Genomic DNA, 21,092 nt, shown 5'->3' with positions numbered 1-21,092 from the left:
TGCGGCTTCGTCGATCATGCGTCACGGCCTTTCTCGTCCCCGGCCGCTCGGACCGTGGTTGTGCGACGGGTACGGTCCCGGCGCGCGGCGACACGTTGCGCCGCGCGGTCCAGGCCCGGTGTACGGGTGGTGCCGTCGAGGTGGGCGCCGAGCGCCCGGATGTTCGGGTGCCGGAACAGGTCGAGGATGTCGACGTCGCGTTCTAGCAGCGTGGTGAGCCGGGCCTGGACGGCGGCGATGGCGAGGGAGTGGCCGCCGATCTCGAAGAAGTTGTCGGCCGTGCCGACCCGGGGCAGGCCCAGCACCTCGCACCAGGTGCCGGCGATGAGGCGTTCGGTGGCCGTGGCCGGCGCGTCGGCCACGCTGGCCGCCGGCCGGGACGTGGGCCGGGGCAGCGCCGACCGGTCGACCTTGCCGTTCGGGGTGAGCGGCAGGGCCGGCAGCAGGGTCACCGTCGCCGGGACCGCGTGCCCGGGCAGCAGGGTGCCGAGGTGCGCGCGGAGCGCCTCGACGGTCAGGCCGGCGGCGGTGGGGACGGCGTAGCCGCGCAGCACGAGTTCGCCCTGCTCGGTCTCCGCGACCACCGCGGCGGTGCGGACGTTGGGGTGCGCCAGCAGGGCCGCCTCGACCTCGCCGAGTTCGAGGCGGTAGCCGCGGATCTTGACCTGGTCGTCGTCGCGGCCGGCGAGGACCACCTCGCCGTCGGGTCCGTAGCGGCCCAGGTCACCCGTCTGGTACATGCGGTCCTCCGCGTCGCTGGGCCGGGTCGGGGTGAAGCGCGACCGGCTCCGGTCGTCGTCGAGTTCCCCGGCGGTGACGTATCCGGTCGCGAGGTGGCGGCTGCGGATGACGACCTCGCCGAGTTCCCCGATGCCGGCCGGCTGCCCGGCCGGCCCGAGGACCAGCAGCGCGACGCCGTCGATGCCCCGGCCGACCGGCACCGGGCCGGTGGCGGGGTGTCCGGCGGTCGGCTGGTGGTGGGCCTGGGCCTGCGGGGTCTCCGTCGTGCCATACAGGTTGACGACCCGGGCGGCGGGGGCGTACCCGCGCAGCCGGGCGACGTCGCCGTAGGTCAGCTGGTCGCCGCCGCACGCGATGAGTCGCAGCGCCGGGGCGGACGCGCCGGGCACCGCCGCGAGGACCCGGGCCAGCTGCGGGGTGAGGTGTGCGACGGTGACGCCCTCGGCGGCGAGCCACGCGGCCAGGCGGACGGGGTCGCGGGGCAGGTCGCCGGGCGGCACGTGCAGGGTCGCGCCCAGGACCAGGGGCGTGAACACGTCGCGCAGCAGCGGGTCGTGCCCGAGGCCGGCGAGCAGCGCGAACCGGTCGTCACGACCCAGACCGAAATGCGACGGGTACCAGTCCAGGAAGTGCGCCAGGGGCCGTTCCCCGGTGAGCACCGCCTTGGGCTCGCCGGTCGTGCCGGAGGTGAAGGACAGGTAGCCGCGCCCGTCGGCCTCCACGCCGGACCCGACCGCTGCGGCGTCGACAGCCAGCAGCGGCAGCGCGGCGAGTTCCGCCGGGGGCGTGACGCCGGGGCAGGCCAGCAGTGCCACGCATCCGGCGGCCCGGACCTGCGCGGCCAGCCGGGCCGCCGGCAGGGTCGCGTCGAGCACCGCCCACCGCGCGCCGCTGGCCAGTACCCCGAGCAGCAGCCCCGGCAGCTGGACGTCGCGGGTCGCGAGGACGCCGACGGCCTGCCCCGGCGCGATCCCGGCGGCCGTGACCGCCGCGGTGGTGGCCCGTTGCAGGTCCACCAGCCGCCGGTAGTCGAGACCGCCGCCTGCACCCGTGACGGCGACCGCGTCGGGGTGCGCCTCGGCCACGGCGGCGATCCGCTCGACGATTCCGGGCCCGTCCCAGCGCGGCAACGGATCGGCCGGATCGGGCAGCGCGACCGCGCCGGTGCCCTGGGTCGAGGCGTCCCGCACGAGCGCTCCGGAGCCCCGTGTCGAGGCGGTCCCCACCGGTGCCCCCGGCGTCCCGACCAGGTCGCCGACCAGTCGGGTGTAGCTGTCGAGCAGGGCCCCGATCCGCCCGGCGTGGTACAGATCGGGGTTGTACACCGCCTGCAGGTCCCACCCGTCGGCGTTCTCGGACAGGTACAAGGTGAGGTCGAACAGCGACCCGGGCAACCCGGCCGGCACCGGTTCGGCCGTGACGCCGGGCAGTTCCAGGCGCGGCTGGGCGAAGTTGTACATGTTGAACAGAACCTGCACGAGCGGGTTGCGGGTCAGGTCGCGCTCGACCCCGAGGGCGGTGACGATCCGTTCCAGCGGGGTGGCGGCCCGGGCGAGGGCCGCGGTCAGGGTCTCGGCGCAGGCGCGCACGTGCCCGGCGAAGTCTGCCGTGTCGTCCACCGTGAGCCGGAGCGGCACGGTGTCCACACAGAAGCCGATCATGGGCTCGAAGGCCGGGTGGCCGCGGTCGGCGACCGGTACCCCGATGATCAGGTCCTTCTCCCCGGTGAGCCGGCGCAGCAGCTGGGCGAACGCCGCCAGCAGCACCACGTACGGCGTCGTGCCGAGCCGCGCCGCGAGGGCCCGGACGGTGCCGGTGGCGTCCAGCGGGGCGCGCGTTCCGGCGCCGCGGAATGTCTGCACGGCCGGTCGGGGCAGGTCTCGGGGCAGGTCGAGCACTGTCGGCGCGCCGGCCAGCCGGGCCGTCCACCAGTCCAGTTCGGCGTCGGACCGTTCGCGTTCGGCCTGCCAGGCGACGTAGTCGGCGAACGTGGCCGGCAGGGCGCCGAGTTGCGGTGCGTCGCCGGCGAGTTCGGCGGCGTACGCCGCAGCCAGATCCCGGTAGAACAGCTGCTGGGACCACCCGTCGAACACGGTGTGGTGCACGGTGAGGGCGAGCAGGTACCCGTCGTCGCCGATCCGGAGCAGCCGGACCCGCCACAGCGCGTCGTTCGCGAGGTCGAAGTGCCGCAACGCCTGGTCGCGCAGCCACCGCTCGGGGTCGGGCGCGTCGTCGACGGGCACGGGGACGGCGGGCCCGACGGGGTCGACGGCCACGTACGGCGCGCCGGCCGTGTCGGGGAACCGCCAGCGCAGCACCTCGTGCCGCGCGGTCACGGCGCGCAGCGCCCGGCCGAGTGCGGCTGGGTCGACCGGGCCGTGCAGCCGTTCGGCGAAGGCGATGTTGTATGCGGGGGTGTCCCCGGCGAGGCGGTCGACGAACCACACCCGGCGCTGCGCGCCCGACATGGCCGGCGGCTGCCCGGGCCGGACAGGCAGGTCGACGTGCGCGGCGGCCTTCTCCGCCCGGTCGGCCAGGCCGCCGAGGGTGCGGCCGACGAAGACGTCCTCGACGGTGACGGCGCGGCCGGGGTCGGCGCGGACCGCCTCGACGAGTCGCATGGCCAGCAGCGAGTGCCCGCCGGAGGCGAAGAAGTCGTCGTCGAGGCCGGGTGCGGCGACGCCGAGGACCCGCGACCAGGCCCGGGCGACCGCGTGTTCCAGGGGCGTGCCGGGCGCGCGGTCGCCGGTGACCGGCGCGGACGCGTGCGAGCGCAGCGCGGCGAGGTCAACCTTGCCCGAGGTGTTCAGGGGCAGGGCGGCCAGCCGGACCACCCGGGTGGGGATCATGTACCCGGGTAGCCGGTCGCCGCACAGTGCGCGCAGCGCGGTCAGGTCCGGGGCGTCGTCGGGGGTGAGGTAGGCGACGAGTACGGAGTCGGTCACGTCGGCGACGGCCTGGGCCACGCCCGGCAGCCCGCGCAGCACGGCCTCGATCTCGCCGAGTTCCACCCGCTGCCCGGACACCTTGACCTGCCGGTCGAGCCGTCCGAGGTGGACGATCCCGTGTTCGGGTCCCCGGACGACCCGGTCGCCGGTCCGGTACAGCCGGGCCCCGGGCACGTCCCCGAACGGGTCCGGCACGAACCGGTCGGCGGTCAGCCCGGGGCGGTCGAGGTAGCCGCGCACCACGTGCGGGCCGCCGATGACGAGTTCGCCGGGGACGCCGTCGGGGCAGGGCAGCAGGTTCTCGTCGAGGACGTACGCCGCGCAGTCCGGCAGCGGGAACCCGATCGGCGGGGTGGTCGACCAGGTGCCGGTGACCTCGGTGCCGACGACGATGCAGGAGCACTCGGTCGGCCCGTACCAGTTGAAGAAGCGCCGGTCCGGGGGCGCGGACCACCGGGCGACCTGGTCGGGTCCGGGGGACTCGCCGGCCGTCAGGGCGTGCCGCAGGTCGGGCAGCCGGTCGGGGTGCAGCAGCGGCAGCAGTGCCGGGGGCAGCACGCCCCACGTCACCCGGTGCTCTTCGAGGAACCGTTGCAGCCGGGTGGCGTCGATCCGGTCGGCGTCGGGGATGAACGCGATCGACCCGCCGCGCGACAGCGGCGGGTAGAAGTCGAGGACCGACACGTCGAAGCCCAGGGCCGCGAACCCGATGCTGCGGCAGTCGCCGCCCAGGGCGAAGATCTCCGCCGTGGACCGGGCGAAGTGCGCGGCGGTGCGGTGCGCGACGACGACGCCTTTCGGCTGCCCGCTGGATCCCGACGTGTACATGACGTACGCGACGTTGTCCGGGGTCGCGGCGTTGACCGGCGGCTCGTCGGCGGCGTCTACGGGCACGCGCAGCAGAGTCAGCCCGGTGCCGGCCAGGGCCTCGGCCCCCGCGTCGTCGACCACGGCGACGGTGATCCCGGCATCGGCGAGCATCAGGGCGCGGCGTCCGGCCGGGTGCGACGGATCGAGGGGCACGTACGCGCCCCCGGCGAGCTGCACGCCGAGGACGGCGCTGAGCATGGCCGGTACCCGCCGGCCGCACACGCCGACCCGCACCTCCGGGCCGACGCCGTGTGCCTGGAGCGCGACGGCGAGTCCGGCGGCCCGACCGACGAGTTCCCGGTACGTCACGGTGGTGTCCCACTGCCGTACCGCCACGGCGTCGGGGGTCCTGGCCGCCTGCTCGGTGACCAGGTCGCACAGCAGCCCGGTCACGGCCGCCGCCCGGTGTCGGCGGGCTCCGGGTCGCACACCTGGACCCGGATCTCGGAGAAGTACCGCTGACCGGCGGCGTCGGGCACCCACGCCTCGTCGGGGGTGGGCAGCATCTCGGTGATGGTCACCCGCACGTCGTCGCCGTGGCTGAGCCGGGCGGCGCGCAGCATCGAGCAGAAGATGGTGACGTACACCGGGCTGCCCAGGTCCACGTAGCAGGGCTTGGTCTCGGTGGCGATCGAGACGAACACGGTCTCCGGCAGTCCGGTCGCGGCCCGCCAGCGCCGGGCGGCCAGGTACTGCGCCTGCTCGCCGCGCACGTCGGCCAGTCCGGTGCCGGCGATGGTGGTCCGCCAGGTCTCGCGAGCCAGCACCATCCGGTCGACGGTGATCCGCGGCGTGTGCCCGGTGGCCGCGACCAGCTTGAACGCGCCCTGGGTGTGGATGCCGATCAGCTCGGCGAACATCTCGATCAGCGGCCAGCGCTGGCCCCGGCCGTGCACGACGAGGTCGCCGTCGCGTTCGGACACGGTCAGCGCCGTCACCGGGATGAGCCGGTCGGGGTCCGCGCCCGGTCCGGGCAGGATGCCCAGCTGGAAGTCGGTGTCGTTGTCCAGTGCGCCGGACAGCCGGGACGTGTAGCGCGGCCAGTCCAGCGGGTACAGCGGCAGCACCCGGCCGGGGCCGACGTCGGCGAGGGTCGCCGCGCGCAGCTCCTCAACCTGGGTGCAACCGACCAGGAACAATCCGGCGTCCAGGGTCGCCCAGGCGGCGTGGATCTCGCCGAGCACGAGCGTGAACTCGCCCCGGGCCAGGGCCTCGACGCTGGTGGCGCAGACGTGCAGGTCGGGGCTGTGCACCCGGGCGGCGGCCCAGGCGGGCCGGTCGGCGGGAAACACCTCTCGGACCAGATCGGCCAGCTCCGCGCTGGTCAGCGCCACGGCCTTCGTGTCGTCGCCGAACCGGTCGAGCCGGAAGAGGTCCGACCAGCGCCGGGTGAACTCCTCGGCCACCTCGTCGACGGGCCGGTCGCCCCGGCCGAAGAAGATGCCCTGGGCCAGGTACCACAGCTGGCCGAAGGGGACGTCGCGTGTGCCCAGGTCGCGGGCCAGCTCCTGGTAGAAGTCGCCCAGCACGGCCAGGTACGCCTCGGCGGTCGCGACGGTCAGCCAGCGCGCGGCCTGTAGCAGGATCCCGAACGGCCCGGCCATCGCCTCCAGCACGGCGCCGCCGATGCCGGCTTCCAGGTCGCGCACGCACTCCTCGACGACGAGGGTGCGGCCGGCGTACATCTGTCCGGCGCGGCGTTCGGCCTCCTGGCCGGTGAGTTCGACGAAGGTCGCGTTCAGCGCGGTCAGGGCCGCCTGCACCGCTGCGGGATCGCCGCCGGCCGCCTCGACGGCGTCGCGGGCCGCCCGCAGCCGGGCCAGGCCGGCCAGAGCCTGGTCGCGCAGGTCCGGCTCGCCGATCAGCGCGAGGCGTTCGGCGAGCACGTCCTCGGCGTTCATCCGCATCGGCAGGTCGACGTCCCACCGCACCAGGGCACGCTCGGCGAGCTGCCCCAACAAGATCAGAGCGTCTTCGGGGGTACGCAGCGGCGAGCCCGCGACCCCGCAGGCCGCCCGAGCGACCTCGATCGCCGGCCGCCGCCCGTCGCACTCGGCCAGCAGCGCCGCCTCGGCGGGGGTCAGGTGCAGTGGGGCCTGGGCGACCCGGACCAGGTGGCGTCCGTCGAGCACGAGCTGCGGCGACACGGACGGCACCAGCCACCGCCGGGCCCTCGGGTCGGCGGTGACCGCCGCGGCGAAGGCGGACAGCGCCCAGTGCTCGAAGAACACCCGGCGCTCCCGGACCAGCCCCGGCCCGGGCTCGGCGGACGCGGCGGGTCCCTGCGGGTCGAGGTCGATCCAGGTGGTGGGGCCGAAGAAGCCGACCGTCTCGTTCTTGGCGCAGTAGCGCTGCCAGTACTGGGCGACCATCTCCTCGCGCTGGCGGCGTTTGGAGTTGCGCGGGGCGACCGGGCCCTGGTGGGCGATGCCGTCGAGTGCGTACAGCGCGTTGCGGTTCTGCCAGGTCACGGCCTCACGGAACAGCGGGTCGGTGGCGATCGCCCAGATCTGTTCGCTGACCTGGGCGGCGGCGGCCTCGTAGGCGTGCGCGTACCCGTCGGCGTCGAGCCCGCCGTCGAGGTGCGCGTCGGCGGCGGCGGCGAGTGCGGGCGAGCCGAGCCGGTCGAGCCCGTCGGCGGGGAAGCCCGTGGTGCGCAGCAGGGCCTGCCGCCACACGGTCCAGTCGGTGCCGGGCAGGGGGATCCGGTGCGTGGCGGGCGGTGCCGGCGTGGCCGGGTCACTGGTGACCGGGGGCCCGGCCGGGGCCACCGCGCCGAGCAGGTCCTCGCTGATCGCCGCCGTCACCCGTGCCAGGTCGCCCACCAGGAAGAAGTGGTCGCCGGGCACGGTGTGCAGTCGGAAGCCGGCCCCGGTGTGCCGCTCCCATCCGGCCATCAGGTCCGGGGTGACCGAGGGGTCGGCCTGGCCGGCGAACCCGACGATCGGTACCGGCAGCGGGTCCTCGTCGTGGTAGCGGTACCCGTCGATCCAGCCGAAGTCGGCCCGCAGCAGGGGGAGGAGCAGCTCGCGCAGCTCCGGCACGTCGAGGGCGCCGGGCGGGGTGCCGCCGAGCGCCTCCAGGCCGCGGACGAACCCGTCGTCGGGCAGGTCGACGATGCGGACGAGGGACTCCTCGAGGTCCGGCGGGCGGGAGCCGCCGACGTAGAACCGGCTGGGCAGCCGGGCCCCGGTGCGGCGCAGGCACCGGATCACCTCGAAGCCGAGCCGGGCGCCCATGCTGTGCCCGTAGATCGCGTACGGCCGGTCGGCCCGGTCGGCGATCGCCACGGCGACGTCCTCCGGCGTGAAGTGCGCCGGTTCGGCGATCCGGTTCTCCCGGCCCGGCAACTGGACGGGCTGCACGTCGACCCCGGCGGGGAAGGCGGTGCGCCACGGGTGGAACGCGCCGGCTCCGCCGCCGGCGTACGGCAGGCAGAACAGCAGCACGTCGGCGTCCGGCCGCACGGCCGCGACGAACATCCGGGCCCCCGTCATCGCTCGCTCACCTGAGTGTGACAGGACGGTGGCGACAGAACTCGACATCTGCCGGTGGAGGCTTTAGGGCGCATGGGTATGCAGTCCAAATAGTCACTCGGGGGTGAATCCGATCGCCGGGTCGCGGCGGCGGTCGAATGGGCGGGTGGCTGGAAGGCTATTTGAGTTGGGTCGAATGTGGAACGGGGGCGGACGGGCCGTTCGCGGGGGTCGGCGGCTGAATGGCTCAGCGTGATAACGGCTGGATAACGGATAGCTCCGGTCAAAGTCGACGCTTCCGTAGGGTGACGTATTCGACCTATGCGGCGGAAGCCGGGCTAGTTATGAAGATCGATGGCTACAGACCGTGACGGACACTGTCGCATAGATGACAGTCAAACATGGCAACATATGAGCCACGGCAAACGTCAGCGGTCCAGCGACTGTCCGGCGTGGACGGCTGGTCATCTTCGGCATCGCTTCGGATCGGTGTTGACCTCGCGCCTTGCGGTGTCCATTTCGGATTCATGTCGGAGTGCGCGGAATGGCTTCGCCGAACCCTTTCCCTGGAAACAACCACGTCCTTCGTTGTGCTGTTGATGAGTGCGCGGGAAGTGGCATCGCCGAACATCAACGCCCACTAAATCGAGGCCTTCGGAACGAACAGGACGTAGCCGGTGTTGCTCGATCCGCCGCACCCGGCCGCCGCGCCGACCGGGGTCGGGGCGAACCGAAGGCTCCATCGACCGGTGAGGACCGGCGTGCCCTGCCCGGTCGTCGCGACCGGCCGCACCTGGTCCCAGTGCTCCACCCGGGCGAACCCGCCGGCGATGTCTCCGGCCCCCAGGTTGCACACGGCGGGGGTGGAGGTCTCCCCACCCCATCCGGTGGCCGTGGCGGCCAGGGTCGCCGGCGGCGGTCCGGTGCCGGAGAGGGTGTAGCCCGTGCCGCTGCGGGCGACGGTCGCGGTGTCGATGAGGATCCCGGCGTACCCGGGCGGGCGCTGGCCACCCGGCTCGACCAGCTGCACCACCTCGGTGACCAGGTACTTTCCCGCGATGTCGACCCCGGTGTCCGGTTTGGTCAGGCTCGGGGCGGCCGCGACGGTCCACACCGTGTCGAAGTCCGTGCACCCGGCCGCCACGCCGGCCCCGACCCCCCGGGCCCGGTCGGTGTACGTGCCCCGCAACGCCGCAGGCCGCCCGTCCTTCGCCGGGGTGAACGTCAGCGTGGTGCTGGAGGTGACCTCGTACGCCGCGGGGACCACGGTGCCGCCGGCCGCCGTGCACGACACGACCTCCGCGGCCGCCGCGTACTCGTAGGTGGCGGTCGACCCCTTCCAGCTCAGCGTGTAGGGGGCCTTGTCGGCGGCGTCCGCGTCCGGCGCCGTGTACCCCTCCGGCAGGTAGCCGCCGCCCACCCCGTCCGGGTGGACCGCGACCGCGCACTTTCCCGCCGCGCACGAGGGGGTCAGGGCCAGCCGGCGTTCCACGGCCTGGCCGCGCCCGGCCTCTGTGTCCGACCGGCTCTTCAGCCACCGGACGAGGGTCCACGAGCCGGACGGCTGGACGGTATTCACTGCGGGGGCCGGCTTGTCGGCCTCGCAGCCGGCCGCCGACAGAGCCAGCCCCGCGAGCACCGCCACCACCGCCGGCCACGCCCAGTCACGCACCACGCCTGTACGCATACTCTGAGTCAAACACGACCGTCTGACCTGCGGGTCCCGGTGCGCCAATCTCGGGTACCCGTCGAGTCGGGCGGCTTTTCGCACCCGGTGACCGAATGACCCGCACGGCGGCGGGACGGTCCGCATCGATCCCGGTGAAAACGGCGGCGGCGTGCGGTCGATTCCGACCCCTGCGCCCACCGATCGCCGGCACCGTCCTCAATGCCCCGTTCGGGGTGACGCGGCCACGAGCTGCGGAATCAGCCCGGCCCGGGCCCTTCCGTCGAACACCGTCACCGGTCCTATGATCACAGTGGACACCCTCTCTCCTGGTCGCGCGGGAAGGTTGACCGAACCGCCGGTCGGGCGTTCGCCCCGTCGGTCGTGGGATGCGGCGATGTCCTCGCCGCGGAGAGGTTGAGTTCGCGATGATCTACCGGAGCGCGCATGACATCGTCTTCGAGGACGTCTTCCTCGACATGGGTGGACTGGTCCCGGACGTGCGACTGCTGCTGAAGCTCGAGGGGCTCAACCCCGCCGGCTCGATCAAACTCAAGCCGGCGGTCGCCCTGGTGGAGAGCCTGGAGGCCCAGGGGCTGCGTCCGGGGCAACGCATCATCGAGTCGTCGTCGGGCAACCTGGGCATCGCGCTCAGCGCCGTGTGCGCCGCCAAGGGCTACGACCTGACCGTGGTCACCGACCCGAACGCGACGACGGCGGCCGTGCGCACCATGCGGGCCCTCGGTGCCCGGGTGGTCGTGATCTCCGAACGCGACACCCACGGCGGGTACCTGGCCAGCCGGATCAACTTCATCGTCGAGTCGATCGCCCGGGACCCGGACCTGCTGTGGCCCAACCAGTACGCCAACCCGGCCAACCCGATCGCCCACCACGAGCGCACCGCCCGGGCCATCCACCACGAGGTCCCCGACGCTGACGTCCTCGTGATCGGCGTCGGCACCACCGGCACCCTGATGGGCTGCCTGTCCTACTACCGCGAACACAGCCCGGCCACCCGGCTCGTCGCCGTGGACGCCGAGGGCTCCATGCTGTTCGGCGGGCCGAGCGGCAAGCGGCACATCCCCGGCCTCGGCGCGAGCCGGATCCCGGAACTGTTCGTCGACACCGGAGAGTTCGAGAAGGTCGTGGTGCCCGAGCCTGAGTCGATCGGGATGTGCCGGCTCGTCGCGCGGCGGTACGGCCTGCTGGTCGGCGGCTCGACCGGGACGGTGCTGGCCGGGGTGCTGCGGATCGCCGCCACCCTCGCGGAGGGGACCACCGTCGTCGCGGTGTCACCCGACCTGGGCGAACGCTACCTCGACTCCGTCTACTCCGACTCCTGGGTGGCCGAACGCTACCCGGGCGCGCACGTCGAACCTCGTGAAAGGTGGGCCATTGTCTGAGTTCCATGTCGTGCCGGGGGTCGTGGCCGACGACATCCTCGCCGCGGCGCAGGGCCGGGTCGTCGACATCGTGGCGGAGACCTACCTCCTGCACGACGCCGGCCACAGCATCAACCCGGACAGCTATTTCCTCCGGTTCCCCGACAAGCCCGACAGCCGGATCATCGCCCTGCCCGCCTACCTGGGCGGCTCGGTGGACACCGCCGGCATCAAGTGGATCAGCAGCTTCCCCGGCAACCACGACCGGGGGATCCCGCGCGCCTCGGCCGTGCTGATCCTCAACGACTACGCGACCGGCCGGCCCTACGCGTGCCTGGAGTCCGCGGGGATCAGCGCTGCCCGTACCGCGGCGTCCGCGGCGATCGCCGCCGCGGTCCTCGGCGGCACCTGGCCCCCCGACGGGACGGCCCCGGCCCCGCGGAGCGTCGGCTTCGTCGGCACCGGGGTGATCGCCAGCACCATCGGCCGGTACCTGCGCCAGGTCGGCGTGCCCCTCGACGACGTGGTCTGCCACGACCTGGAACCGGCCCGGGCCGCGAGGCTCGCCGCCGAGTTCGACGGCGCCGGCACCGGAAGCCTCGCCGACGCGCTCGACCGCGACCTCGTCGTCTTCGCCACCACGGCCGGCACGCCCTACGTGCCCGCCGACACCCCGCTGCGCCCGGGACAACTGGTGCTCAACGTGTCGCTGCGCGACCTCGCCCCCGAGCTGCTGCTGCGGGCGAACAACGTCGTCGACGACGTCGACCACTGCCTCAAGGCCCAGACGTCACCGCACCTCGCGGAGCAGTTGACGGGTACCCGTGAGTTCGTCAACGGCACCCTCGGCCAGGTCCTGCGCGGCGACGTCACGCTCGACCCGGGCCTGCCGACGATCTTCTCGCCGTTCGGTCTCGGGGTGCTCGACATCGCGGTGGGCAGCGTCGTTCTCGCCGAGGCGCTGGCGGCCGGGCGCGCGGTCACCGTGCCGGGATTCTTCCCGGGCTGATCCGGTCGGCCGGCTGGGAGTGACGAGTCCCCGGCCGCCGGGCGTGCCACCCGCGGGGCCCGACCAGCCGGCGGTTGGTTTCAGGGGCGCGCTGTTCGTTCGCGCCGCCCCGCGCCGGCGGCGGGTCAGGCCTCCGGGGCCGGCTCGCCGTGGAACTGGGCCCACATCGGGCCCCAGCCGGTCTCCGGATCCAGGATCTGCCCGAGGAACCGCTCGACGAACGCCGCCTCGGCCTCCAGCAACGCCAGCCGGTACTCCTCCTCGACGAGGAACAGCCCCGGCAGGCCCTGGGCGAGCGCGTCGTCGACGAGCGTCCGGATCTCGGTGCGCTGGGCGGCCAGCCGCTCGGCCCGGAGGCGCAGCAGTGGGACCACCTCGCTCGGGGGCAGGGCCCCGACCAGGGACAGCCCGGCGACGAAGTGCGGGTACTCGTGCTGCGGTTCGCCGATCAGCTCGCGGAGCCAGTCGCGCAGCTCGACCCGGCCGGCGTCCGTGAGCGCGTACACCGTGCGCTCGGGGCGCTGGCCGTCGCGGTTGGTCTCCTGTTCGGCGATGAAGCCGGCCTTGGCGAGCTGCTGGACCACCATGTAGAGCGAGCCGTGGTTGAACTTGATGCTGCGGGCGTCCCCGTTGTCGCGCAGCGTGCGGCTCAGCTCGTAGGGGTGCATCGGCCGCTGGATCAGGTAGGACAGCACGGCCAGTGCCAGCAGGTTGCCGACCTTGCGCTTCTTCGCCATCAGGCGCAGCTCCTTCAGGAAGTACGGGTCGGGTCGTCCACGGTCGGGTACCCGCCCTGCCGGTGTGCCCGACGCAGGTCCGCCCAGTATTCCCTGGTGAACATCGCGGACAGGATCGCGATGCCGCCCCGGTGCACCCGGATCTCGGCGCCGGCGAGCCGACCGGTGATCACGATACGGCGGCCACCGGTGGCGGTGGGGCGCTCCCAGTCCTTGATCCGGCCGCGGCCGACCCGGTGCAGGTTCCAGTCGTCGATGACGGCGTCCTCGGCGACGAGCAGCTTGAGCATGGCGCGGTCGAGGTCGACGTCGATGTGGATGTCGCCGGCCGGGATCTGCGGGGAGCGCAGGTCGAGCACCGCCGCGCCCCGGTGCGCGCGGACCTGGAACTCGCGTTCTGTGGTCCAGTGGCCGAGTCGGCGGGTCAGGGTGTGGTGCGCGGGGATCCGGACCGGGGTGGTGACGGTGTCCATGACGGCGTCCTTCCAGAGAGCGGGGCGGCCTCTATGGCCAACTCCAACTATCCGGCATTGACTAGTCAGAGTCAACTATTAATGTCGCCGAGCTGCGCGCGGCAGGCGCGCCACGAGGCCACAGACAGCCGGTCCCGGACGGCACCGAACAGCGCCGCCAACGCCGGGCCGTGCAGGGCGGCCAGCTCCGGGTTGTGGGCCAGGACGTCGAGCTCGTTGGCCGCCGTGATCTCCAGAAATGCCCGGACTTCGCCCTCGGCCGGCTCCCGGACGGCGCCGGTGAACCGGTCCCGGAACGGCACCGGCCCGGAACCCGACAACAGCGGGTACGTGGCCCGCCGGTCGCAGCCGCCGTACAGGTACACCAGCGCCTCGGCCTCCGGGCCGATCACCCCGGCCAGTCGGGGGCGCTCGGCCAGGTCCAGCAGCGGATGGTCGAAACCGTCCGTGCCGTACGCGGCGTGGCACAGGCCGGCGGCGCGCACCGCCGGCCCGGCACCCCACTCGTCGAGCCGCTCGGCCACCCTGCGCAGGTGGCCGAGCAGGTCACCGCCAGGGTGGTCGACGTCCCCGGCACCCAGGGAGATCAGCAGCCGTTCGGCTTCCTCGCGATCCTTCATGTCCCCGAGTGAACGCCACCCGGGGACACGGCGTCTAGGGCTGCTGGCCCGCCCGGTCCACGACGGCCACCTGCAGGATCGCCCCGAAGGTCCGCATCCCCAGGTACGCGAACGTCGTCGGGTGGAAGACCAGCACGTACTGCGCGCCCGACCCGGGATCCCAGCCGATTCCCACCCCTGCCCGCCCCGAACCGTCGGTGACGTCCCGCACGACGGTCAGGCCGGGCACCCTGCCGAGCGCCTCGAACAGCGCCGCCCGGACCTTCGGCCGCAGGTACGTCCACTCCATCATCTCCATCGCCGTCTTCGCGATGTAGTTGGCCCGGGTGTCCTGCGGGGAGGTTTCGGCGAGCCCGTTGAGGTAGGTGAACATCCCGTCGGCCGTGTCCGGCAGCTCCGGCCGGTAGGCGGGACGCGGCTGGCACTCCTGGGTGACGCCGACCAGGAGCTTGCCGTACTTGTCGTAGGCCTGCTGGCGGCCATCGACACAGGCCGGCCAGGGTTCCCCCGGATGGCCGGCCTCGCTGGAGTACCCGTCGTGGCGACCGTCCATCGACAGCCACACCTCGTTCTCGACTGTCCCGAACTGGGACCGCACATAGTAGAACTGGTCGGGCCGGGGCTCCACGTCCGGGACGGTGAGCGCCGCGGCGGCCGCCCTGTGCAGGACCACGGCCGCCTCCGCGTGCGCCGCGTCCGGCCGGCCCCCGTCGAGCGGGCCGAACACGAGCACCGCGGCCACGGCGGCGGCCACGAGCCCGGGCAGCCCGAAGGCCAGTACGAAACGGCGACGGCGGCGGGGGGCGGGCGCGGATTCCGGCCGGGCGGTCGCCGCCGCCATCAGCCGGGCGTACGCCCCGTCCAGCTCGTCCAGTCGGGCCAACGGGGTGTCCTGGCCCAATTCGCGGACCAGTCGGATGTCATCGACCACTGCTCAGCACCTCTCCGATCGTCGTCATGGGCTCGGTCGCGCCGAGCGTCTCGCGGACCTTGCGTCGGGCCCGGTTCAGCCGGGACCGCACGGTGCCGACGGGGATCGCCAGCGCCGCCGCCACCTCCTCGTAGCTGAGCTCCTCCCAGGCGACCAGGAGCAGCACGTCGCGGTCGCCCGTCGACAGGTCGCCCAGCGCGGCGAGCAGGTGCCGCCGCAACGCCTGACTGGTGACGTCCGCGGCGACCCGGTCGGCGTGGCAGGCCTCGTCGAGTTCGGCCGGGACGGCGTCGCGAAGCCGGTACCGGCGCACCTCGTCGCGGCGGTGCTGGCCGACGACGTGGGTGGCGATGCCGTACAGCCAGGGGCGGGCGTCGGGCCGGCTGGTGTCGTACCGGTCGCGCCTGTGGAACGCCGCGAGGAACGTCTCGCCCAGCAGGTCCTCGGCGACCTCGCGGCCGAGCCGCCGGGCCAGGTACCGGTGGATGTGCGGCCCGTGCCGGTGGAACAGGACGGCGAACCGTTCGGGTTCGCGCAGAGAACCGGAGATGACGGCGGCGTCGTCGACGTCGTCGTCCTCTGTCCGTGTCATGGGTGGCCTCTCGGGTGGGGGATGGTCACCCGGTTATCCGTCATCCGGCCCGAACGGGTTCACGCCCAGGCCGCCGGGGGTCGCGTACCAAGATCACGATAGTGTTCGGGGATGGCCGAACTGCGCACCGACCGTCTGCTGCTGCGTCACTGGCGCGAGTCCGACCTCGAACCCTGGGCCGCGATGAACGCCGACCCCGAGGTCCGCGAACACCTGGGGGAGCCGTTGACCACGGCCCAGAGCGCCGCCTCGATGGCGCGCTTCCAGGACGACCTCGTCGAGCGCGGCTACGGCTGGTGGGCGGTCGAGGTCGCGGCCACCGGCGAGTTCGTCGGCTTCGCCGGCCTCGACCCGGTGGACGAGGGACTACCGGTCTCCGGGGTCGAGATCGGCTGGCGGCTGGCCCGCTCGGCGTGGGGCCACGGGTACGCCACCGAGGCCGCCCGGGCCGTCCTCGACCACGGGTTCGGGCCGCTGGCGTTGCCGGAGATCCTCGCGTTGACCACGGCGACGAACGTCCGCTCGCAGGCGGTGATGCGCCGGCTGGGCATGACGCACGACCCGGCGGAGGACTTCGAGGACCCGGGCGAGCCCGAGGGCCCGCTGCGGCACACGGTGGTGTTCCGGCTGCACCGCCCGGTGGTGTGACCGCTGTCGTCCCGGCGGTTGGCCACCGGGACGACCGCCGGTTCAGCCGAGCGCGCCAGTATCCGCGAACCGGTCGCGGCACGGCTGGTCCTCCCTACGGCCCCGCACCGTTTCGTGCGGGCCCGCCCCGCGGATCCGTCCCACCGCAGTAGGAGTCGAAGAACATGCTCGCCCGCCCGGCCCGCGTCATCACCGAGGTCTTCGCGCCCGCCGTCCTGGCCGCCGCGATGCCGGTCGTCGTCGGCCTGCACGCCGGCCCGACGTGGCTGGCGGGCCTCGGATGGGGCCTGCTCACCGTCGTGTTCAGCGCCGTCGTGCCGTACGCCGTCATCCGGATATTCATGCGCCTCGGCCGGATCGAGGGCGACCACCACATCGGCGACCGCCGGCAGCGCACGGTCCCGCTGCTGTTCGCCATGCTGTCCGTGCTGCTGGGCGTGCTCGCGCTCCACTTCCTCGGCGCGCCGCGGGAGGATGTGGCGATCGGGGCCGTGATGCTCGCCGTCCTCCTCGTCACCGGAGTCGTCAACGCGCTGTGGTGGAAGCTGTCGGCCCACACCGCCGTCGCGGCCGGCTCCGTCGCGGTGCTGGTGCTCCTCTTCGGCGCCGCACTGCTCGTCGCCGTGCCGGTCGTGGCGGCTGTCGCCTGGTCCCGGGTGCGGCTCCGGGATCACACCACCGCACAGGTACTGGCCGGCATCGGACTCGGAGCGGTCGTCGCCACCGCCGTGTGGATTCCCCTCACCTAGCCGCTCGCCGCCACGGGTCCGACCGGTTAGCGGAGTTCTGCGGCCAGCTCCCACCACAGTGCTCACGTGGTTGTCCTCGCTGTTGTTCGACCGGTTCGCGTTCGAACTCCGCGCGCACGTCGCGCATGATCTGTTCCAGGTAGGCCAGGTGGGTGTCGGTGAACACCGGCGCCCGGTACTTCGTGACGCGAACCAAATGGGCGTGGGGCACAAAGGTACAGTGCCTGCCTGTACGGATCGGGTACTTGGACGCCGCCTCGCCCCACGTCCGGGGCGAGGCGGCCCAAGGGTCGCCGGGTCAGGCGGTCGGTCGCTTCGCCGGCCAGGCCGCGGCCACCAGCGCGACCGCGCAGACGCCCAGCAGCACCAGCCAGCCCGAGCGGAACATCTCCACCGGGTCCTGGCCGCTCCGGCCGCCCAGGACGGTGACCAGCAGCGAGATGCCGAGCACCGAGCCGACCTGTCGGCCCATCTGGATCACGGCGGAGCCGGTGGCGAACTGGGTGGCGGGCAGGGCCGCGGCCGCCGAGCCGATCAACGCCGGCAGGGTGAGCCCGACGCCGATCCCGGTCAGCACCATCCCGGGCAGGATCTGGCTCGGGTAGCTGGCGGGCACGCTCGGGTCCACGCTCGCCGCCCACCAGGCGATGCCGCCGGCGAACAGCGCGGTGCCGAGCGCCGCGACCCGGTTCGCGCCGCCCATCCGGCGCGCCAGTCCGCTGACCATCAGGGACAGCAGCGGCACCATCAATGGTCCGGGCGCGACCGCAAGCCCGGTCTGCACCGCAGAGTAGCCGAGGACCTGCTGGCACCACAGCACGACGGACAGCAGCATCATCGCGAACGCGACGGTGAACAGCGTGGCGGCGACGGTCGCGACGCCGAAGCCGCGCACCCGCAGCAGTGACATGTCCAGCACCGGCGCTGGGTGCACGGCGGATCGCCACACGAACAGCGCGGCGGCGAGGACCGCGACCGCGACGGTGCCGCCGAACCGGACGGACCCCCAGCCCCAGTCGTCGGCCTTGACCAGGGCCAGCGCCAGTGCTCCGACCGCGAAGATCATGAGTGCGCTGCCGAGCATGTCCGGCCAGGGCTTGTCGGCCCGCGCGTCGTTGCGCGGTAGCACGCGGGGGCCGAGCACCAGGCCGGCGACGCCGATCGGCACGTTGATCAGGAAGACCCAGCGCCAGTCGATCTGGGTGAGCAGTCCGCCCAGCACCGGGCCGAGCGCCGCGGCCACGCCGCCCACCGCGACCCAGGCGCGGACCAGCGGTGCGCGTCGCTCGGGTGCGGCGGCGGCCAGCAGGAGTGCCAGCGAGGTCGGCACGCACAGTGCGGCGCCGGCGGCCTGGAGTACCCGGGCGGCGATCAGCCAGCCGACCGACGGGCACAGCGCGCACAGTGCGGAGGCGAGGGTGAAGGTGCCCAGGCCGAGCAGGAACCCTGTCCGGTGGCCGATCCGGTCGGCGATCCGGCCGAGCGGGACGAGCAGGGCGGCGAACACGATGGCGTAGCCGTTGAGGACCCAGGACAGGGACGACAGTGGGGCGCCGTGGAAGTCGCGGCCGATCACCGGGAGGGCGACGTTGACCACGAACAGGTCCAGGTTGGCCATGCCGACGGCGAGGGCGACGATCGCGAAGACCCGGCCGGTGCGCGGAGGTACCGCTTGGACTGGACGGTTTGATTCTCGAACTGACATGGGGGCGACGCTAGCCGAGTCGGTTTGATATGGCAACCTAGTCGTATGACGACGCCACACGTGGATTGGACCGCACTGCCCGGCCGGCCGTGCTCCGTCGCCGCGGCCCTCCAACTCCTCGGCGAACGGTGGGCCCTGCTGGCGGTCCGCGAGATCACCTACGGCAACCACCGGTTCGTCGACATCGTCCGCAACACCGGAGCCCCGCGCGACCGGATGGCCGCCCGGCTCCGCGGCCTGGTCGAGGCCGGCGTCCTGGAACGCCGCCAGTACTCCGAGCGGCCCGAACGCCACGAGTACCACCTCACCGAAGCCGGCACCGAACTGCGGCCCGTGATGCTCGCGCTGCTGTCCTGGGGCGACAAGTGGCTGGCCGACACCCCGCCGGTGACGCTTGAGCACATCTGCGGGCAGCCGCTCGACCCGGTCACGATCTGCCGCGCGTGCGGTCAGGAGGTCGGCCGGGGCGAGACGACGCTGCACGTCAACGCGCCCGGCTGGGACCAGTCAGGGCCCGCACCGCGCTGAGAACGGGGGCCGACGGGGTGCGCGTCATGCCAGGTGGATGAGTCGGCTCTCGTAGGCGAAGATCACGGCCTGAATCCGGTCGCGGAGTTCGAGCTTGTGCAGGACCCGCCCCAGGTGCGACTTCACGGTCGCCTCCGCGAGGTACAGCGCGGCCGCGATCTCGGTGTTGGACAGCCCGCGGCCCACCTGGACGAGCACCTCGCGTTCACGGGCGCTGAGCCGACCCAGCCGCTCGTCGTGGTCGGCCTCGCCGCCGGTGAGGTGCGGGCGGAGGTTCTCCAGCAGGCGCCGGGTGATCCGCGGGGAGACCACCGCGTCGCCCGCCGCGACGCTGCGGATCGCGGTGAGGAACTCCTCGGGCCTGGTGTTCTTCAGCAGGAAGCCCGAGGCTCCGGCGTGGAGTCCGGCGAAGGCGTACTCGTCCAGGTCGAAGGTGGTCAGGATCAGTACCCTGCTGCGCGGGCAGGCCTCGATGATCTGTCGGGTCGCCTCGATCCCGTCGGTCCCGGGCATCCGGACGTCCATGAGGACGACATCGGGGCGCACCTCCCGGGCGAGGCGGACGGCCCCGACGCCGTCGGCGGCCTCGCCGACCGGTGCCATGTCGGGCTGGGCCTCCAGGAGCATGCTGAACGCCATCCGGAGCAGCGCCTCGTCGTCGACGATCAGGACGCGGATCGTCATGCGGACTCCGCCCCACCGCCGCCGAGGACGAGACGGGTACGAACTCCCCACCCGCCGCCCGGAAGCAGTCCCGCCCGCAACGTCCCCCCGTACGTGGCCGCGCGCTCGCGCATGCCGGCGATGCCGTGGCCGGAGCGGGTGGCTGCGGGAGTCGGCGGGCAGGGGCCGTTGTCGGTGACGTCCACGGTGACAGTCCCGGCGGAGCACAGGATCCGGACCTGCGCGCGGGTACCGGTGGGCGTGTGCTTGAGGGCGTTGGTCAAGGCTTCCTGCACCAGGCGGTAGACGGTGAGTTGCGCGGTGGCGGGTATGTGTCCGTGGCCGCCTTCGACGTCGAGGCGGGTCGCCAGCCCGGCGGCGCACATCTGGTCGGCGAGGGCCTCCAGGTGTGCGATGCCGGGCAACGGGTGGCGCTCCGCGTCCGGTTCGTCGGTCCGCAGGACGCCCAACGCGCGCCGCATGTCGGTCAGGGCCTGTCGGCCCGTCTCGGAGACCTGGAGCATCGCGGCGGTGGTCCGGTCGGGCGAGCGGTGCTGGGTGTAGACGGCGGCGTCGGTGAGCGCGACCATGACGGACAGGTTGTGGGTGACGATGTCGTGCATCTCCCGGGTGATGCGGGTCCTCTCCTCGGCGACGGCCAGCCGCGCCCGCTGTTCCTGTTCCCGTTCCCGGCGTGCGGCCCGCTCCTGCACGGCCGCGAGGTAGGCGCGCGTGGTCCGCACGTTCACCCCGAGGACGGCGGCGGCGACGACCATCGCGGTGACCGCGACGAAGGGGGTCGGGAACGCGCCCGCCGGCGCCCAGCGCAGACAGGCCATCAGGACCCCGGCCTCCACGACGGCGCCGGCGAGGAGCGTGCCGCGCCGGCCCGAGTGCGCCGCCGCCGTGTAGAGAGCCACCAGCAGGGCGATGTCCGCCGGCAGTGGGACGTCCAGCAGCCACTGGACGAAAGCCGCTGCCGCCACGGCGCAGAACACCGTGAGCGGGGCCCGGTGCCGCCACACCAGGGGCAGCGCGAGGGCGGCGGTGAGGGCCATGGCCACCGGCATGTCCCGCGGCGCGCGGGTGGTCACGACGTTGACGAGGAGAAGCGTCGGCAGCAGCGCGTCCCACACCATGGGCGGCACCCGGGAGCACCAGCGCCCGACGGCTGTCGCCCGTCGCGCCGTTCGTGCGGAGGCCACGTCCGCGTGCGTCGTCAGCCGTGGGACTGTCTCCGTCCACCGCACCCTGCCGGCCGCCTCGGTCATGCCCCGTCCCTGTCCGCCGCGTACACCCGGATCTGAGCCGACGGCACGTTCACGGTAGGCCGCGGGCCCCGCGAAGCCCATGG

Annotated in this window: 16 protein-coding genes; 5 read left to right on the top strand and 11 right to left on the bottom strand. The window is 73.3% G+C overall.

Translation table 11 applies throughout. The annotated features are described in order from the left end of the window. Nucleotides 1-14: 14 nt before the first annotated feature. The 3 genes from IW245_RS14265 to IW245_RS14255 form a co-directional block, all read right to left on the bottom strand. Nucleotides 15-4,988, bottom strand: coding sequence for a non-ribosomal peptide synthetase (locus IW245_RS14265; protein WP_233473010.1), 4,974 nt, complete (start codon nucleotides 4,986-4,988; stop codon nucleotides 15-17). Next, on the bottom strand, nucleotides 4,949-8,056 hold the full coding sequence (locus IW245_RS14260) for a thioesterase domain-containing protein (protein ID WP_231398799.1): 3,108 nt from the start codon (nucleotides 8,054-8,056) through the stop codon (nucleotides 4,949-4,951). Before IW245_RS14260 ends, IW245_RS14265 begins: the two co-directional genes overlap by 40 nt. Nucleotides 8,057-8,675: 619 nt before the next feature. Continuing rightward, entirely contained in the window at nucleotides 8,676-9,722 is a 1,047-nt protein-coding gene (locus IW245_RS14255) for a hypothetical protein (RefSeq protein WP_197003655.1), read from the bottom strand. Between the two features lie 407 nt (nucleotides 9,723-10,129). On the opposite strand from IW245_RS14255, the gene sbnA reads away from it, so the two are divergent. Continuing rightward, complete coding sequence (gene sbnA, locus IW245_RS14250) at nucleotides 10,130-11,104, top strand: 2,3-diaminopropionate biosynthesis protein SbnA (RefSeq protein ID WP_197003654.1); 975 nt, start codon at nucleotides 10,130-10,132, stop codon at nucleotides 11,102-11,104. Next, the gene (sbnB, locus tag IW245_RS14245) at nucleotides 11,097-12,092 is read left to right on the top strand and encodes a 2,3-diaminopropionate biosynthesis protein SbnB (RefSeq protein WP_197003653.1); all 996 of its coding nucleotides are present in this window, start codon (nucleotides 11,097-11,099) and stop codon (nucleotides 12,090-12,092) included. Before sbnA ends, sbnB begins: the two co-directional genes overlap by 8 nt. A 125-nt stretch (nucleotides 12,093-12,217) precedes the next feature. Here sbnB and IW245_RS14240 read toward each other — a convergent pair whose 3' ends face one another. The 5 genes from IW245_RS14240 to IW245_RS14220 form a co-directional block, all read right to left on the bottom strand. Next, nucleotides 12,218-12,829 carry a PadR family transcriptional regulator gene (locus IW245_RS14240; RefSeq protein ID WP_197003652.1) on the bottom strand — a complete coding sequence of 204 codons (612 nt, stop codon included), beginning with the start codon at nucleotides 12,827-12,829 and terminating at the stop codon, nucleotides 12,218-12,220. Nucleotides 12,830-12,843: 14 nt separating this feature from the next. Beyond that, nucleotides 12,844-13,302: a hypothetical protein gene (locus IW245_RS14235; RefSeq protein ID WP_197003651.1), complete on the bottom strand. Its 459-nt coding sequence runs from the start codon at nucleotides 13,300-13,302 to the stop codon at nucleotides 12,844-12,846. Between the two features lie 71 nt (nucleotides 13,303-13,373). Further along, a complete protein-coding gene (locus IW245_RS14230) occupies nucleotides 13,374-13,922 on the bottom strand; it encodes a DUF6817 domain-containing protein (RefSeq protein ID WP_197003650.1) in 549 nt (182 codons plus the stop codon). 34 nt (nucleotides 13,923-13,956) lie between these two features. Beyond that, complete coding sequence (locus IW245_RS14225) at nucleotides 13,957-14,853, bottom strand: CU044_5270 family protein (protein ID WP_197003649.1); 897 nt, start codon at nucleotides 14,851-14,853, stop codon at nucleotides 13,957-13,959. Further along, complete coding sequence (locus IW245_RS14220; protein WP_197003648.1) at nucleotides 14,843-15,445, bottom strand: RNA polymerase sigma factor; 603 nt, start codon at nucleotides 15,443-15,445, stop codon at nucleotides 14,843-14,845. Before IW245_RS14220 ends, IW245_RS14225 begins: the two co-directional genes overlap by 11 nt. Nucleotides 15,446-15,556: 111 nt before the next feature. Here IW245_RS14220 and IW245_RS14215 point away from each other — a divergent pair, with 111 nt between their 5' ends. Further along, on the top strand, nucleotides 15,557-16,093 hold the full coding sequence (locus IW245_RS14215) for a GNAT family N-acetyltransferase (RefSeq protein ID WP_197003647.1): 537 nt from the start codon (nucleotides 15,557-15,559) through the stop codon (nucleotides 16,091-16,093). A gap of 164 nt (nucleotides 16,094-16,257) precedes the next feature. Continuing rightward, a complete protein-coding gene (locus tag IW245_RS14210) occupies nucleotides 16,258-16,842 on the top strand; it encodes a phosphoesterase PA-phosphatase (protein WP_197003646.1) in 585 nt (194 codons plus the stop codon). 298 nt (nucleotides 16,843-17,140) lie between these two features. On the opposite strand, the gene IW245_RS14205 is transcribed toward IW245_RS14210, so the two are convergent. Then, nucleotides 17,141-18,547 (bottom strand): MFS transporter, encoded by a 1,407-nt coding sequence (locus IW245_RS14205; RefSeq protein WP_197003645.1) that lies wholly within the window; start codon nucleotides 18,545-18,547, stop codon nucleotides 17,141-17,143. Nucleotides 18,548-18,592: 45 nt separating this feature from the next. Between IW245_RS14205 and IW245_RS14200 the strand changes: the two genes are divergently transcribed. Continuing rightward, entirely contained in the window at nucleotides 18,593-19,075 is a 483-nt protein-coding gene (locus tag IW245_RS14200) for a winged helix-turn-helix transcriptional regulator (RefSeq protein ID WP_197003644.1), read from the top strand. Nucleotides 19,076-19,099: 24 nt separating this feature from the next. On the opposite strand, the gene IW245_RS14195 is transcribed toward IW245_RS14200, so the two are convergent. Together IW245_RS14195 and IW245_RS14190 are read right to left on the bottom strand one after the other, a co-directional pair. Next, nucleotides 19,100-19,759: a response regulator gene (locus tag IW245_RS14195; RefSeq protein WP_197003643.1), complete on the bottom strand. Its 660-nt coding sequence runs from the start codon at nucleotides 19,757-19,759 to the stop codon at nucleotides 19,100-19,102. Beyond that, complete coding sequence (locus tag IW245_RS14190; protein ID WP_197003642.1) at nucleotides 19,756-21,009, bottom strand: sensor histidine kinase; 1,254 nt, start codon at nucleotides 21,007-21,009, stop codon at nucleotides 19,756-19,758. Before IW245_RS14190 ends, IW245_RS14195 begins: the two co-directional genes overlap by 4 nt. Nucleotides 21,010-21,092 lie beyond the last annotated feature (83 nt).

The organism is Longispora fulva (genome assembly GCF_015751905.1).
Classification (GTDB): domain Bacteria; phylum Actinomycetota; class Actinomycetes; order Mycobacteriales; family Micromonosporaceae; genus Longispora; species Longispora fulva.
This window is presented reverse-complemented; position numbering and strand designations above follow the sequence as displayed.

Excerpts from the sequence above, each read along its gene's own strand:
- IW245_RS14260 (WP_231398799.1), bottom strand. The coding sequence starts at position 8,056 with ATGACGGGGGCCCGGATGTTCGTCGCGGCCGTGCGGCCGGACGCCGAC.
- IW245_RS14255 (WP_197003655.1), bottom strand. The coding sequence starts at position 9,722 with ATGCGTACAGGCGTGGTGCGTGACTGGGCGTGGCCGGCGGTGGTGGCG.
- sbnA (WP_197003654.1), top strand. The coding sequence starts at position 10,130 with ATGATCTACCGGAGCGCGCATGACATCGTCTTCGAGGACGTCTTCCTC.
- IW245_RS14240 (WP_197003652.1), bottom strand. The coding sequence starts at position 12,829 with ATGGCGAAGAAGCGCAAGGTCGGCAACCTGCTGGCACTGGCCGTGCTG.
- IW245_RS14235 (WP_197003651.1), bottom strand. The coding sequence starts at position 13,302 with ATGGACACCGTCACCACCCCGGTCCGGATCCCCGCGCACCACACCCTG.
- IW245_RS14230 (WP_197003650.1), bottom strand. The coding sequence starts at position 13,922 with ATGAAGGATCGCGAGGAAGCCGAACGGCTGCTGATCTCCCTGGGTGCC.
- IW245_RS14220 (WP_197003648.1), bottom strand. The coding sequence starts at position 15,445 with ATGACACGGACAGAGGACGACGACGTCGACGACGCCGCCGTCATCTCC.
- IW245_RS14215 (WP_197003647.1), top strand. The coding sequence starts at position 15,557 with ATGGCCGAACTGCGCACCGACCGTCTGCTGCTGCGTCACTGGCGCGAG.
- IW245_RS14210 (WP_197003646.1), top strand. The coding sequence starts at position 16,258 with ATGCTCGCCCGCCCGGCCCGCGTCATCACCGAGGTCTTCGCGCCCGCC.
- IW245_RS14205 (WP_197003645.1), bottom strand. The coding sequence starts at position 18,547 with ATGTCAGTTCGAGAATCAAACCGTCCAGTCCAAGCGGTACCTCCGCGC.
- IW245_RS14200 (WP_197003644.1), top strand. The coding sequence starts at position 18,593 with ATGACGACGCCACACGTGGATTGGACCGCACTGCCCGGCCGGCCGTGC.
- IW245_RS14195 (WP_197003643.1), bottom strand. The coding sequence starts at position 19,759 with ATGACGATCCGCGTCCTGATCGTCGACGACGAGGCGCTGCTCCGGATG.
- IW245_RS14190 (WP_197003642.1), bottom strand. The coding sequence starts at position 21,009 with ATGACCGAGGCGGCCGGCAGGGTGCGGTGGACGGAGACAGTCCCACGG.